The organism is Streptomyces sp. CB02959, from assembly GCF_002803155.1.
Classification (GTDB): Bacteria; Actinomycetota; Actinomycetes; order Streptomycetales; family Streptomycetaceae; genus Streptomyces.
The window spans coordinates 72,126-85,988 of the sequence record NZ_NNBP01000011.1 but is presented as its reverse complement, the minus strand read 5'-3'; the positions used below and the strand labels follow the sequence as shown (position 1 = coordinate 85,988).

Here is a 13,863-nt window from a genome sequence, read left to right as displayed (position 1 = left end):
CCGGGCGCACGTCAGTCCGCCTCGTGCGCGGGAGCGGCGGCGCCCGCAGCGGCGTGGAGGCGGCGCAGACCCGCGAAGAGCCCCTCGGCGGCGAGCGCATGGTTCTGGGTGGGGAAGTGCGCCAGGAGCGGGCGTGGGCCGTACATGAGCGGCACCCCCGGCCACGTGCCGTCCGCGCACTGGGTGTCCACGAGGTATCCGAGCCCCGGAAGCCAGTGTGCGTCGTCGAGGACACCGCCGCGTTCCAGGGCGGCGAGCGCCAGCCCGGTGGTGGCAGGGGTGCTCGGGCCGCCCGTCTCGACGGGCCAACCACCGTCGGGGTTACGGGTTTCGGCCAGCGCCCGGGCCGCGGGGTGGCCGCCCTCGTGGGCTGCCGCGTCGAGCGCCGGCAGCACCTCGGCGGTGGCGTACGCGGGGCCCTGGTACCACCCGGCATGCCAACGCCCCTGTTCGGCGCGGCGCCCGGTGAGCCAGTCACGCGCCGCGGCCAGCGGTATCCGATGGCGGCCGGAGTGGCGGTCCAACGCGGTGACGACATGGGCGATCACATCGTCCACCGGGGGGTCGCCCGCGGACTGCCAGGTCCGCCAGAGCCCGTCGGGCGTCTGCTGCCCGGCCAGGTGCCGCAGCCCGGCCCGGATCACCGTACCGGGCGCGCCGCTTGCTCCGGCCAGGGCGATCAGGGCGGCCGCGGTGGTGTCGTTGTCGGACTCGACGCCCGAGCGGTACGGCCATCCACCGTCCGGGTTCTGTGCCGCGGCCAGGAACGCCACGGCGGCCGGTAACCCGTGGTGGTCGAAGGCCGCGGCACCCTGGAAGACCCGCAGGGTCAGCGCGGTGTCCCAGACATCACTGGTGACGAAGCGCCAGGTCCCGTCGGGCAGTTGACCGGCGAGCAGGTGCTCCGCGCAGCGCCGGGTGGCGGCCGTGCCGGGGGCGGCTGCCTGGAGCACGAGCGCCGCCAGTGCGGTGGTGACCGGGTTGGCGAAGAAGTCACCCGACGGCGACTGCTGGTCGGCGATCATGCGGGCGGCGCGCCGGGCGGACATCCGGTCGCCGAAGTGGATCTCCACCAGGGCGTGCGCGGACCAGAGTTCCACCTGGGTCCAGCGTTTGAGCCGCTCCGGAGCGGCGACGGCGGCGGCCAGCCTGGCGCGCAGTGCGGCGGGTCCGGCGCCGCCACGGGTCGGTCGGGCGGTGTGCAGGGCGACCACCTGGAGGAGCCTGGCGCGGGCCGAGAAGGCCCGGTCCGCGAAGGCGGGGTGGCCGACGTCGACGGCCTCACCGGTGTCCAGGGCCAGGGAGAGCAGTGCGGTCTCCACGGCCTGGGCCACCGGATGGTGGCGCTGCGGGGCGGCGGTGGCGAGCCACGCCCTGCCCCGCTCGGCGGCGCGGGCGGCACCGGGGATCGGTGAGCGCGCCAGGGCCAGGGTGCACAGTGCGGTCTCGGTGATGCGGGGGTCGGGGACGGCGAGCCAGGAGCCGTTGTCCCGCTGGGTGGTGAGGATGTGCCGGGTGGCGAGGTCGGCGGCGCGGTGCATGCGCGTCAGGAGTGCCGACGACAAGTGCGCGTCCGATAAGGCGGGTTGAGCGTGTCCGTTCGGCATCGAGCCTCCGCTTCTCCTGGTTTCGCTTCGGCTTCTCCGGGTTCCGTTTCGCCTGTCCCGGCCCCGCCGGTCCCGCCGTCGCCTCCGCCGCGTACGCATGGGTCCATGCGTCACGGACATGCCGGGCGGGGTGCGAGGTGCCGGACGTAGCCTGTCGGCGTGGACACTTCGCGACCTGCCTGCCATCCTCCCCGGGAGATCGTTTCCATAGCGGACACATGCTCCGCCGCCTTGCAGAACATGCCGCGGCTGGAGATCTGGCTCAAAGGGCTCGGGCTGCCCGTGAGCACCGCGCTCGTCCCCGTGATGTGCCTTCAAACCGCTTTCTTCACCCCGTGGCTGCCCTCGGAGACCTGCTATCAGATCTCCCGGCTCACGGTCTGGCTGATGGCGATCGACAACGTCCTGGACGCACCGGATGACCGGAATGCATCGGACTCCGTCGGTCCGGACGCGACGGACGCCCGCGTCCGGACCTGGCACCGGGTCCTCGCCGGACACGAGAACGGCAGCGACAGCGTCGATCCGATGACCCGCGCACTGGCGGAGATCGCCGCGGACCTGCACCACCACGGCAGGCCCGAACTCCTCGCCCACTGGCGGGAGAGCATGCACCAGACCCTGCGGGGCATGGACCGCGAACGCGCGGCGGCGCGAAGGACGGCCGCCGGTGGCGGGGCACCCCGGCTGACGGACTACCTGACGCACGGCGCCTGGACCATCGGCGTGGAACAGCAGGTCACCGCCCTGTGGGCCCTCATGGACGAACCGGGTCTGCCCCGGCGCCTCCCCGTACTGCTCGGCGCGCTGCGCCAGGCCGCGATCACCATCCGGCTGCTCAACGATCTGCGCGGCCACCACCGGGAACAGCAGGAGGGGAAGGTCGACGCCCTCGCCCTCGGCCTGAGCGAACAGGAGGCGCACGAGCGGGCCGAGGCGGCGCTCGACGCCTGCCGGCGGGCCCTGGCTCCGCTCACCGCGGCCGGGTATGGTTCCGCGGTGGCGTTGGAGCGGGTGGTGCTCTGGCATGCGCGGATGTACCACCGCTTCGACCCCGTACGGCCCGGTCGGGCGGTCTCCGGTCCCCTGCCGGGCGGACCGGGCGGCACCGCGCGCACCCGGCACACCCCGTTCGTCCGCCGGCCGAAGGAGGCCCCGCCCATGGGCATCGAACAGGAAGTCCTGGACGTCATCGCGTCCGGAGGGGAGTACGACGGCACGCGGCTGGCCGCGCTCTTCGACCGGCTCGAACCGGTCGACACCGCGCTCCTCCTCGGCACCTGGCAGGGCGGCGGGTTCGAGCGGACCAGCGAGAACGCCGCGCTGCTGGCGCAGATGCGCTGGTACGGCAAGCGGTTCGCCGACGCCGATCACGTGGAACCCCTGCTGTGCCGGGACGAGCAGGGGGCGGTCTTCTCGTTCGAGGAGATGGGCCTCGCGACATTGCGCGAGGTGGTCTTCCGCGGCAAGCAGTCCACGGCGATGGTCTACGACCAGCTGCCCATCGTCGACCACTTCCGTCGGCTCACCGACGACGTGCTGCTGTGCGTGATGGACAAGAAGGGCGAGCCCGCGGACTTCTTCTTCCACCTCACCCGCGTACCCGGGCCGGTGCCCGGACCGCCCGGCGACGGCGGGTGACGGGCCGCTCTCCGCGGTCCCGCACGCCGGACGACGCACCGCGCCCACCAACCGGGCGATCCGGACGAGCCGGTGCGGACGGCGGCGGGATCAGGCCAACGGGATGAGCCACGGGGTGAGTTCGAGGAGTTCGCTGTTGGTGCGGTAGCGGCCGGGAGCGAAGCGGAGCACGGCGTCGCGCATCAGGCATCACGCATCGGCCGCCGCCCCGGACCGTGCCACGCGGGCGAGGGTCCCCGGGCTCGGTCGGGCCCCGGCGCGCCCCGCACTCCCGTATGCCGGCATCCTCCCAGAGGGCGTGCGGCGGCAACAGCCCCACCGGGCAGCGCGCCGGGCGGCCCGAGGCGGGGCTGGTCGCCGCCCTCGCGCGCCCTCCCGGCGCCTCGTGGCGCTCACCGGGACTCCCCAACGACCTCGACCCGAGGGCCTATTGGCGCGGATCGGGACCTCCGGCCCGCGCCGTCGCCTTCCACGCCGCCCGGAACTTCCGGCTCCGGAAATTCCCGCCCCGCCCCGCATCGCACGACGTTCACAACCAGAGTCCGTCCGTCGACTCCCGGCCACCAGGCACCAGCAGCGGTTCCGCACATTCGGCTCCCCCGGCAGACCTCCCCGGCGCGCTCCGCACCGCCACAACACGCCCCGCGCGCACACCGTACTTTCACGAACGTCGCTGTTCGCAGAACCTCGCCCAGCGCTACCTTTGGCGTCGCACTGAGCCGGAACTCCCGTTCCAGCCAAGCCAATTGGAGCCGAGGTGCACATGCGAAAGGCACAATCGTTCCTCGCGGCACTTGCCGCACTGCCCGTCCTGGGGCTGGGCATGCCGCAAGCCGTGGCCGCCCCACAGGCACAGCCGCGGGCCGACTGCCCGAACACCATGCTCTTCGAGGTCGGCGGGCACCTCGATCGCGATGCGGTGGTCTACGACGCCAGCAACGCCAAGCTCCCGCAGGGCGTGGGCTTCACGAAGATCCACTACTCGGCGTCGATCGCCCCGTATCCGGGCGACACCGTGTCGCTGGACGACTCCGTGGCCGAGGGCATCGCCAAACTCGACCGCGCGGTAAAGGAGTTCCACGGCGCCTGCGGGGCCAGTCACCTCACCATCGCCGGCTACTCGCAGGGCGCCATCGTCGCCGGTGACGAGCTGGCCGCCCTCTCCGGCAGCAACGCCGTGCCGCACAACCAGATCAACGGGGTGCTCTACGGCGATCCCCGGCGGCCCGGCGCGGGCGGCGGCCCGGGCGGTATCGAGACCAACCTGCCGACGATCCTGCCGGGCATGACCATGAAGGGACCGCGCGGCTTCGGCGACCTCACGGTCAAGGAGATCTGCAACACCAACGACGGCATCTGCTACTCCGAGAACGTGATCACGAACCTGGCGTGCTTCGCCAACGGCGTGGTCGGCTACCTGACCGGCGACCACGGCTACGCCATCGACCCGCACGCCGTCTCCGGCGGGGGCGACCAACTCAACCGCCAGGCACCGAAGATCCCGATCTGCGGCCCGGGGCTGCCGATCCCGAGCAAGACGCCCCGCGAGCTGTTCAAGAACAACCTCGCCGAGAGCCGGCAGCAGGTCGCCGGCTACCGCACACTGCTCACGCCCCTGCTCCCCGCCGCCCTGCGGAACCAGCTGGGGAACGCCGCCTGGCTCCCCGCGGCCGGCTGACCGCTCAGCCGAGCAGCCGTACGGCGAGCCGGACGAGCGGCTCCTCCAACCCGCGGATGCCCTGCACGTCGTCCGCGACCAGACGCATCGTCACCAGGTGCGCCGCGGCCGCGACCAGGGCCTCGCAGTCGAAGCGCCGCTCGTCCGCACCGCCCGCCGCGCCCCCGCCGAAGATCTCGGCGATGGCGTCCGCGAACCGTCCCTGCCACGCCGTGCGCCGGGCCATCGCCTCGGGCCCGGCGGCGTACACCTCGACGAGGAACAGCCGCGCGAAGGCGGACCGTTCGGCCAGGGTGTGCAGATAGAGGCGCAGCAGTCGGCGGAAGGTCTCCTCCGGCGCGACCGGCCGGGTCGCCTCCGGGGAGCCGTCCGCCGACTGCCAGGCCGTCTCCAGCAGGCCCGCCAGCTGGTCGGTGGCGGCGTCGAGGGCCTGGACGAAGCAGTCCTCCTTGGACCGGAACTGCTGGTAGAACGTCTCCCGCGACACGCCGGCGCGCCGGATGACCTCGGCGACCGAGGTCCCCGCGTACCCCTTGTCCTTCATCGCCTCGGCGAGCGCGGCCAGCATCCGCTTCCGCTGCGACGCCACCACCTCCGCGCGGCTGAGGTGGTGCCGGCCGTTGGGCAGCGGCCCGGGCCGCGCGGTGTTCCGCAGGGACTCGGCCACTGCTTCCTCCAGTTGGCGTCCGATCGGGCACGCGGCGCCGCCCGGTGGCCACCGCGGCCACCCCATTGATGGTGCCCGACCGGGTCCGCGCGCCGGGTGGCACCCCGGAGCCCGCCCGCCCCGGGCCCGGGTACGGAACCGTCCGTTCAGGCCAGACCCTCCGTTCAGGCCAGCGAGAGGAACAGTTTCTCCAGACGGGCCCGCATCCGCTCGCGGTCCTCGGGGGCGGCCGGGTCCACGTCCGTCAGACAGTGCTGCAGACCGGTGGCGATGATCGCGAAGCCCGCCCGGTCCAGCGCGCGGGAGGCCGCCGCGAGCTGCGTGACCACCTCCTCGCAGTCCCGCCCCTCCTCGATCATCCTGATCACCCCGGCGATCTGCCCCTGGGCCCGGCGCAGCCGGTTGACCACCTTCTTCAGTTCCTCGGCCGCCATCGCCAGTTCCACAGCAACTCCCCTCGATATACCCCTATGGGTATTCTACCTGTGGGGGGGCACCACCCACGAGAACGGAACGATCTCCATGAGCGCAGCCACCGAACTCACCCCGGACCAGGCCCGCACGCGCCTGGCCGAGCTCACCGTCGTCGACGTGCGCACCCCCGGCGCATACGCCTCCGGCCAGAGGAATTCCTGGCCGGGTATGCGGGGGTCCTCGCCGATGTGGCACGGACCGGGCGGCGGCTGAATCGCGACGAACTCCAGGCGCGCCGCGCCGCCGGGGAACGGGCCGCCGAGGAGGGGCACAGCCTGCGGGCCCTGGTCGATGCGCACCTCGCGGTCGCCCGGGCGGCCTGGCCACGGTCCGCGTCGGCGACGGCCGACAGCGCACTGGCCGCGCTGGCCCAGGCGGTGGACGCACTGGCCGGCGGCTACGAGCGCGCCCAGCACCTCGCGGTGCGCCAGGAGGAGGCCGCCCGGCGGGAGTTCATCGACGACCTGCTCTACGGGGGCAGCGACCTGGGGCGGCTGGCGGAGCGGGCGGAACGTTTCGGGCTGCGGCTCTCGCACGCCCACGCGGTCGCGGTGGCCGAGGGCTCGGAGGCCTGCGCGGAGGCCGACCCGGTGGCCCGCCGGGTGCAGCAGGCACTGGTGGGGCGGTTCGGGGACCGGCAGCCGCTGCTGACCACGAAGGAAGGCCGGCTGATCTGCATCGCGCCGGGCGATCCGGCGGAGGTGCCGGCGTGCTTCGCGCGGGAGGCGCACACCGCCACCGGCGGGGGCCGGGTGGCGGTCGGCCGCACGCACGGCGGCGCCGGCGGCATCGTCCAGTCCTACGAGGAGGCGCTCAACGCGCTGGAGCCGGCCGAGCGGATGGGGCTCGGCGACGCCGTGCTGTACGCCGCCGACCTGCTGGTCTACCCGGTTCTCACCCGGGACCGGCAGGCCATGGCCGACCTGGTGCTCAGCACGCTGGGGCCGCTGCGGGAGGCCCGGGGCGGGGCCGGGCCGCTGCTGGAGACCCTGGCGGTGTATTTCGACGCGGGGTGCATAGCGGCGGAGGCGGCCCGGCGGCTGTCGCTGAGCGTGCGGGCGCTGACCTATCGGCTGGCGCGGGTGCACCAGCTCACCGGCGCGGATCCGGCCGATCCGGTACACCGGTACACCGGTACACCCTGCACACCGCCGTGATCGGCGCCCGGCTGCTGGACTGGCCCGCCCGGGAACTGTGAGCGGCGCGGCGAGCGGCCGTCTCAGCGGATGATGCCGAGGACGACGAGGACCAGCCCGGCCAGAGCGGCGAGGCCGGAACCGATGCCGTAGCCGAGGACCCGGTTGTTCTCGGCCCGCAGCAGTTCCTCCTCGGACTTGACCGAGAGGACGAAGACGCCGCCTTCCGCGGGGGCGCCCAGGGCCAGTCCACCGCCGGCGTCACCGGCCTCGCCGTGGACGTAGCAGCGGCTGCCGGGGCGGACGATCCACTCCTCCCGCCGGTAGCCCAGGGTGCCGCTGCCGCCGCCGAGGTGGAGGCTGAGCGGGCCGATCGTGAGGCGGTTGCCGTCACGGGCGTGCGGGTCGAACCGGTCGAGGACCTTCTCCGCGCCGATGAAGTCCTCGTCGCCGGGCCGGATCACCATCCGGCCGGTGGCGTCCTCGACGAAGAACGCGGTGGGGCTGCGGTGTTCGGAGACCACCTCGGTGCGGGTCCGGCGCCGGCGGTTGCCGCTGCCGTCCCGGTAGGACTCCTCGTACTTGCGGGTGATCCTGTGCCTGTGCCAGACGCACTCCAGACCCTCCAGTTCGGAGCGGAGCACGCCGTCCTTGTGCGGGCGGGCCTGGCCGACCACCTCGCAGCGGTAGCGGAAGTGCCCCGGGCCGGCCGCCGTCGCGGCCGCCTCGTGCAGGGCGCGGAGTTCCTGGACCGGGACGGTTTCGGTGCGCTCCATCACGCGGGCCCGGGTGTTCGCCAGACGCGCCAGGAACGCACAGCACGCCGCCACCACCAGGCCGACCAGACCCACCCAGATCACAACATCCACCCTCCGTCCGGTTCTCCTCCGGTCGCGCGACCCTACCCGGGGCGACGGGTGGCGGGGCAACCACGGGGACGGATCGACGACGACCTCCTAGGCTCGCGGGATGTTCACGCATGACATGTTCACCGCACTCCTGTGGTTCGCCGGTGTCGCCGCGCTCCTCAACGTCACACCGGGACTGGACACCATGCTCGTGCTGCGCACCTCCGTGGCGCACGGCCGGACCGGCGGACGGGCCGCCGCGCTCGGCATCCTGACCGGCTGTCTGGCGTGGGGCCTGGCCACCGCCGTCGGCCTGACGGCGGTGCTGACCGCGTCCCGGCTCGCCTTCGACGTGCTGCGGATCGGCGGCGCCCTCTACCTGGTGTGGCTGGGCGGTTCGGCACTGTGGCAGGCCCGGCGGCGCGCGGGAAGCGGGGCGGCCGGGGACGCCGCGGCCGCGGACACCACCCCCGTACCGGCGTCCGCAGCGTCGGCGGGGACGGCCGCGCACGGGCGGCGGGCCGCCTTCCGGGCCGGGATCGGCACCAATCTGCTCAACCCCAAGGCCGGCATCTTCTATATGAGCCTGATCCCGCAGTTCATCCCGCACGACACCCCGGCGTTCGGCCCGACCCTGCTGCTCACCGCGATCGACGTCCTCGAACTGGCGCTGTGGTACTGGGCCGTCACCGCGGCCGCCGCCGCCCTGGGCGAGCGGATCCGGCGCCCTGCCTTCCGGCGCCGCATGGAGCAGATCAGCGGCCTCGCCTTCCTGGGATTCGCCGCAAACCTGCTGGTCGCGGAACGGGGCTAGGCCCCGGTCCCCAACTGCCGCGCCCGGCCGGGCCGCCCTATGGGGGCGGTGGTCCGGCCGGGCGCGAAGGGGTGGGCCCGGGGGTCGGCCGGTTCAGGCCGTGTGCTGCTCCTTGCGGCGCCGGAGGGCGAAGAAGGTGCCGGTGGCGCCGGCCGCGAGCGCGGCCGCGGCGATGCCCACGGGCAGGACGGGGAAGCCGGACCGGTCGTCGACGGCCGCGGTGTTCTGCATCGCGGGGCCCGGGGTGATGCTGGTACGGACCGGCTTGACCGGGCGGATCGGGCCGACGGACTTGACCGAGCCGTCGGCGTTGAGCAGTACCTGCTTGTCGTTCGGGTGCCGGAAGTCGAACATCGTGGTCAGCGCGCCGGCACGGGCGTCGAAGGAGGCGTCGCCGATCCGGCCGATGTGCCAGTTGTCCTCGATGAACTTGATGACCGAGGTCTGCTCGGTGGCGGTGTGGTCGATGTGGTTGGTCTTGCTGTACGGGGAGATGACCAGCAGCGGCTGACGGGTGCCCGGGCCGCAGCGGTCCTGGTAGCCGCCGGCGGCCGCCGGGCCGGACTGGCAGGCCGGGCCGTCGGTGGACTTGCCGTTGGAACCGGCGCCGGTGTCCTTGGAGCCGTTGCGCGGCTTGGCGAAGGCGTGGTCGTACCAGCCGTCGGAGTCGTCGTAGGCGACGACGACGGCGGTGTCCTTCCACTGGGGCGACTGCTGGATGCGGTTGATCTGGTCGACGAGGAAGTGCTGCTCGTCGATCGGGTCGGAGTTGCCGGCGTGGCCGTCCTGGTAGGCGGGGGCCTTGAGGAAGCTGACGGCCGGGAGCTTGCCCGCGCGCAGGGCCGCGTCGAAGTCGGTCAGGTCGTAGTTGTGGTTCGCCTGGCCGGCGTGGCCGATCTCGTCGACGCTCTTGGGCGGCAGGTGGTGCGGGTTGGCCGTGGACTTGTAGTACTGGAACGGGGCGTGGTGCGGGCTGTAGTCGACGACGGCCGCTCCCCCGACGTTGGCGTGGGTGGTGCCGGTGCACTTGGCGTAGTGGCCCTGCTGGCCGTCCCACGCCGCGCTGGGCCGGAAGCCGCCCTGGAACCAGCCCCAGCTGACGTTGCGGGCGTTGAGCAGGTCGCCGATGTTGCGGCCCTGCATCGCGGCGAGCGCGCTCTTGCCGGTGTGGTCCTTGTTCGCGCAGTCGTCGTACGCCGGGTCCGGGTCGTTGATCATCGTGCCGACGCCCTTGGCGTCGGGCGACTGGACCGCGTAACCGTCCGGCTTGGCGGTCTGCTTGGGGTTCTCGGTGCCCGAGGCCGGGTCGGTGGAGATCACGCCGTGCGTCTGGCCGGAGACCAGGTTGATGGCGCCCGGGGTGGAGGGGCCGTAGACCGAGCCGAAGGAGCGGTCGTTGAGGGCGTAGTTCTGGGCGTAGTTCCACAGGCCGGTGACGGTGTTGCCGTCGTAGTAGTCCATCACCAGGCCGGGCTCGCCGAAGAGGCCGCCGGAGCACTTGCCGGAGTCGGTGTTCTGGACGAACTGGTCGGCCTTGCCGCCGTTGTAGGCGTACTGCTCGGGGCCGTACTCGTGGTTCTGGTCGCAGGTCATGGCCTGCTGCGGGGTGAGCCGCTTGGGGAGGTACTGGTTCGGGTTGTGCTTGAGCAGCCCGGCGGTGCGCAGGTTGTCGATGTCCCGAGGGGTCTTCGGGGACGGGGTGAACTTCGTCCCGTCGGTGTTCGCGGCCTTGGGGTAGGTGGCGAAGTAGTGGTCGAACGAGATGTTCTCGTCGAAGAGGACGACCACGTGCTTGATGGGGGTGGCGGTTCCGGAGGGTCCGGGGTGCGGGCCGCCGGCCGCCAGGGCCGGGGCTCCCCCGCCCAGTGCGGCGAGCGCCACGGCGCCGGTGAGGGCCCCTACGATCCGTATCGCTTGGGTCTTTCCCCTGATGGCCATCTGGTTCTCAATCCTCCGGGCGGTTCGCGGTTGCTCCGTACGGCCGGATGCTCTGCCGGGCGTACGGCGGCGGGGCAGAGCCATGATGGCGGGTGGGTGAACACCGGGTCAGGTATCCCAGGGCAAAGCTTGACTGTCTGTTGACCGTTGGGGCTCGCGGGTGGCTCGTGCTTCCGTTCTACGCGAGCGGTGGGCGGGCTGCCAGACGGCAGGGGCCGGGACTACTGCGCCAGGAGGGCCCGGCCGTACCAGTCGGCCCGGTCCCGTACGCCCGGCAGCGCGAAGAAGTAGCCGCCGCCGAAGGGCTTGACGTAGTCGGTCAGCGGCTCGCCCGCCAGCCGGCGCTGGACGGTCTCGAACTGGCGGGCCAGGTCCTGCTGGTAGCAGCAGAAGAGCAGGCCCATGTCGAGGTTGCCGTTGGCGTCCATACCGCGGTCGTAGTTGTAGGCGCGGCGCAGCAGCCGCTGGTCGGCGGTGTCCGCGGTGCGCGGGTTGGCCTTGCGGATGTGGCTGTCCAGGGGGATGACGTCGCCCTTGGGGTCGCCGGGGTAGTCGGGGGTGTCGTGCTCGTCGTTGCCGTCGAGCGGGGCGCCGGTCTCCCGGGCGCGGCCGAACATCCGCTCCTGCTCGGTCAGCGAGACCCGGTCCCAGAACTCCACCAGCATCCGGATCAGGCGGACGACCTGGTAGCTGCCGCCGACCGCCCAGTCCGGCTCTCCCGTGCCCGGCCCGGCCCACACCAGGCCGTTCATCTCGCGGGCCGATCCCGGGTCGGGGTTGGCGGTGCCGTCCTTGAAGCCGAAGAGGTTGCGGGGCGTGCCGGTGGGGCGGGGCGGGCTGGCGAAGCCGTCGAGCCGCCAGCGGACCTGGAGGGCGCCGCGGGTGTGGCGGGTGAGGTCGCGCAGTGCGTGCAGCACGGTGTCGGTGTCGTCGGCGCAGAGTTGGAGGCTCAGGTCGCCGTGGCACCAGTCCGGTTGCAGGTCGTCGTCGGGGAAGGCGGGCATGGCGGTGAGGCGGCGGGGCGCGCGGGCGCGCAGCCCGAACCGGTCGTCGAAGAGCGCCGCGCCGACGCCGACGGTGACCGCCAGGGCGCCGGGCGGGAGTTGGGGCCCGAGGATGCCGGAGTCGGCGGGCGGGCCGGTGATGCCGAGCGGGTCCGGGACGCCTCCGCCGGTGAGGAAGCGGGCCCGTTCGGTGAGGGTGCGCAGCAGGTCGGCCAGGTCCCGGCGGCCCTCGGCGGTGACGTCGAAGGCGACGAACGCGGTGACCCGGCGGGGCGGGGTGAGGACGGCCGCCTGGTGCGGTCCGTGGAAGGGCACGGCGGGTGCGGTGCCGCCGAGCGGTCCGGTGCCGGGCAGCGGGAGCTGCGGGCCGGGGCCGTCGGCAGAGGGGGTGCGGGCGGGCGCGGCGCCGCCGGCCGCGAGTCCGGCACCGGCCAGTGCCGCGCCGCGCAGGAACCCGCGCCGGGCGACGCCGGTCCGCCGGACGCCGTTCGTCCCGTCGTCGCCGCTGCCGCCGTACTGGGCACCCTGCCGGGCGCCGTGCTGGGCGTCGTTCACACCGTCCTCCGCGGATCGCACAGGGTGGCCACCGAGGCCAGCCGTTCCACCAGGTCGCCCACCGCCGCGTTGGTCCGCTGCCGTTCGGGTCGGCTCAGGCCGTCCAAAGGGGTCCAGCGCCCGTCCCGCCGGAAGCCGTCGAGCAGCCGGCCGGTGCGGTCCAACGCGCTGTCCAGGGCGGGGAGTTCCGGATCGCGGGTGGTGAGCAGGGGCCGCAGCCGGGCGAGCACCGCACGGGTGCCGTCGAGGTTGGCGCGGGCGGTGGCGAGATTGCTGCCGCTGCCGTAGTCGGTGCGACCGGTCAGCTCGAACTGCGCGGTGTTCTCCAGGATTTCGTGGGCCCGCAGGCCGAGCGCCGCCGGGTCCATCCGGGCCTGCGCCCAGTCGTCGCGCAGCGCCCGGACCGCCGCGGCGAGCGCGGTGGCCGGGACGCGCAGCCCGGCGGCCGGTTCGCCGTGCCACAGGCCGTACTCGACGCGGTGGAAGCCGATGAAGCCGGGATCATGGACGCCGTCCGCGAGCCCGGCCGTGGTCCCGTTGATCTTCTTGTCCGCGTCGCCGAACTCGCCGTAGGCGGCGCCCAGTCGCTCGTAGGTCAGGTGGGCGGGCAGCCAGGCGGTGCGGGCCGCGGCCAGGTCGCCGTCGGTGACGGCGGTGCGCAGCGCGTCGGTCCGGCGGACGAGGTCGTCGAGGCCGCCGGCGACCCACTTCTGGTAGTCGATCGCCGGGCCGATCAGGTCGTGCTGGGTGACCGGCGCGGCGGCCGGGCCGCCGGGGCCGGTGCCGGCGATGCGGACGGTGGGCCCGGTGACCGCGTTGGCGTCGTCGGGCAGGCAGGTGAAGGCGTACGCGCCGGGGCCGAGGCGGACCCGCAGCTGCCGGGTGGTGCCGGGGCCGATGCCCTCGACCTCGCCGTAGACCGGACCGCCGCCGGCGCCGCGCAGGTAGACCTCGGCCGCGCGGCTGGAGCTGTTGTGGAGGTCGAAGACCTGGGTGCCGGGGCGGGGGTGCTGCCAGCCGCGGCCGCAGTCGCCCGAGGAGATCTCGACGGTGGTGTGCGGGAGGCCGTCCGCGGTGGTCCCGGCGTCCGGTCCGGCGCCCGCGATCAGCGTTCCCGCGGTGATCGCTCCGGCCACGACCACGGCGCCGCCGGGACCCCAGACGCGCGGCGACCGCAGTCGCCGCAGGCCGGATCGTGGCACGGGTCCTCCTGGGGGCGTACGGGGAGCGGTGTCGGACGGGCGGGAGGGACCCGGGGTCGCTCCGCCGCACATGCTAGGCAGACGCGGCGCCGCCGAACATCCTTCCGACGTCCCGGACACCAAGAGTTTCCCCTGGTTTCACCGTCGCGTGGGGCGCGGCAAGCGGTCGCCGGGCACGGGTCCGGCCGGTTCCGGAAAATCCACGGGGTGCGGGGGTGAACCTCCGACTCGCCATGACCGTCTACAGTCCTGTAGACATTCGCTGGTCAGGGAACGTGCGCAACCGTGCGCCGGAAGGG

Annotated in this window: 11 protein-coding genes and 1 pseudogene; 5 read left to right on the top strand and 7 right to left on the bottom strand. The window is 73.5% G+C overall.

Annotated features, from left to right (window positions below; all coding sequences use genetic code 11):
* Window positions 1-11: 11 nt before the first annotated feature.
* Window positions 12-1,565, bottom strand: coding sequence for a prenyltransferase/squalene oxidase repeat-containing protein (locus CG747_RS19235; RefSeq protein ID WP_180985603.1), 1,554 nt, complete (start codon window positions 1,563-1,565; stop codon window positions 12-14).
* Between the two features lie 282 nt (window positions 1,566-1,847).
* Between CG747_RS19235 and CG747_RS19230 the strand changes: the two genes are divergently transcribed.
* Together CG747_RS19230 and CG747_RS19225 are read left to right on the top strand one after the other, a co-directional pair.
* Window positions 1,848-3,248 (top strand): DUF4334 domain-containing protein, encoded by a 1,401-nt coding sequence (locus CG747_RS19230; protein ID WP_257980552.1) that lies wholly within the window; start codon window positions 1,848-1,850, stop codon window positions 3,246-3,248.
* Between the two features lie 763 nt (window positions 3,249-4,011).
* Complete coding sequence (locus CG747_RS19225) at window positions 4,012-4,926, top strand: PE-PPE domain-containing protein (RefSeq protein ID WP_100602997.1); 915 nt, start codon at window positions 4,012-4,014, stop codon at window positions 4,924-4,926.
* Window positions 4,927-4,930: 4 nt separating this feature from the next.
* On the opposite strand, the gene CG747_RS19220 is transcribed toward CG747_RS19225, so the two are convergent.
* Together CG747_RS19220 and CG747_RS19215 are read right to left on the bottom strand one after the other, a co-directional pair.
* Window positions 4,931-5,593, bottom strand: a complete 663-nt coding sequence (locus CG747_RS19220; RefSeq protein WP_219621488.1) for a TetR/AcrR family transcriptional regulator — start codon at window positions 5,591-5,593, stop codon at window positions 4,931-4,933.
* 164 nt (window positions 5,594-5,757) lie between these two features.
* The gene (locus CG747_RS19215) at window positions 5,758-6,039 is read right to left on the bottom strand and encodes a metal-sensitive transcriptional regulator (protein WP_100602995.1); all 282 of its coding nucleotides are present in this window, start codon (window positions 6,037-6,039) and stop codon (window positions 5,758-5,760) included.
* 76 nt (window positions 6,040-6,115) lie between these two features.
* On the opposite strand from CG747_RS19215, the gene CG747_RS51000 reads away from it, so the two are divergent.
* Window positions 6,116-6,280 (top strand): hypothetical protein, encoded by a 165-nt coding sequence (locus tag CG747_RS51000; protein WP_374701794.1) that lies wholly within the window; start codon window positions 6,116-6,118, stop codon window positions 6,278-6,280.
* Window positions 6,202-7,265, top strand: a pseudogene (locus CG747_RS19205) (PucR family transcriptional regulator). Before CG747_RS51000 ends, CG747_RS19205 begins: the two are co-directional and overlap by 79 nt.
* Before the next feature lie 21 nt (window positions 7,266-7,286).
* On the opposite strand, the gene CG747_RS19200 reads toward CG747_RS19205, so the two are convergent.
* Complete coding sequence (locus CG747_RS19200; protein ID WP_100602994.1) at window positions 7,287-8,063, bottom strand: GIDE domain-containing protein; 777 nt, start codon at window positions 8,061-8,063, stop codon at window positions 7,287-7,289.
* 109 nt (window positions 8,064-8,172) lie between these two features.
* Here CG747_RS19200 and CG747_RS19195 point away from each other — a divergent pair, with 109 nt between their 5' ends.
* On the top strand, window positions 8,173-8,865 hold the full coding sequence (locus CG747_RS19195; protein WP_257980526.1) for a LysE family translocator: 693 nt from the start codon (window positions 8,173-8,175) through the stop codon (window positions 8,863-8,865).
* Between the two features lie 93 nt (window positions 8,866-8,958).
* On the opposite strand, the gene CG747_RS19190 is transcribed toward CG747_RS19195, so the two are convergent.
* The 3 genes from CG747_RS19190 to CG747_RS19180 form a co-directional block, all read right to left on the bottom strand.
* On the bottom strand, window positions 8,959-10,803 hold the full coding sequence (locus CG747_RS19190; RefSeq protein ID WP_100602993.1) for a phospholipase C: 1,845 nt from the start codon (window positions 10,801-10,803) through the stop codon (window positions 8,959-8,961).
* A gap of 221 nt (window positions 10,804-11,024) precedes the next feature.
* Complete coding sequence (efeB, locus tag CG747_RS19185; RefSeq protein ID WP_100603142.1) at window positions 11,025-12,362, bottom strand: iron uptake transporter deferrochelatase/peroxidase subunit; 1,338 nt, start codon at window positions 12,360-12,362, stop codon at window positions 11,025-11,027.
* Window positions 12,359-13,564 (bottom strand): EfeM/EfeO family lipoprotein, encoded by a 1,206-nt coding sequence (locus CG747_RS19180; protein ID WP_100602992.1) that lies wholly within the window; start codon window positions 13,562-13,564, stop codon window positions 12,359-12,361. Before CG747_RS19180 ends, efeB begins: the two co-directional genes overlap by 4 nt.
* Window positions 13,565-13,863 lie beyond the last annotated feature (299 nt).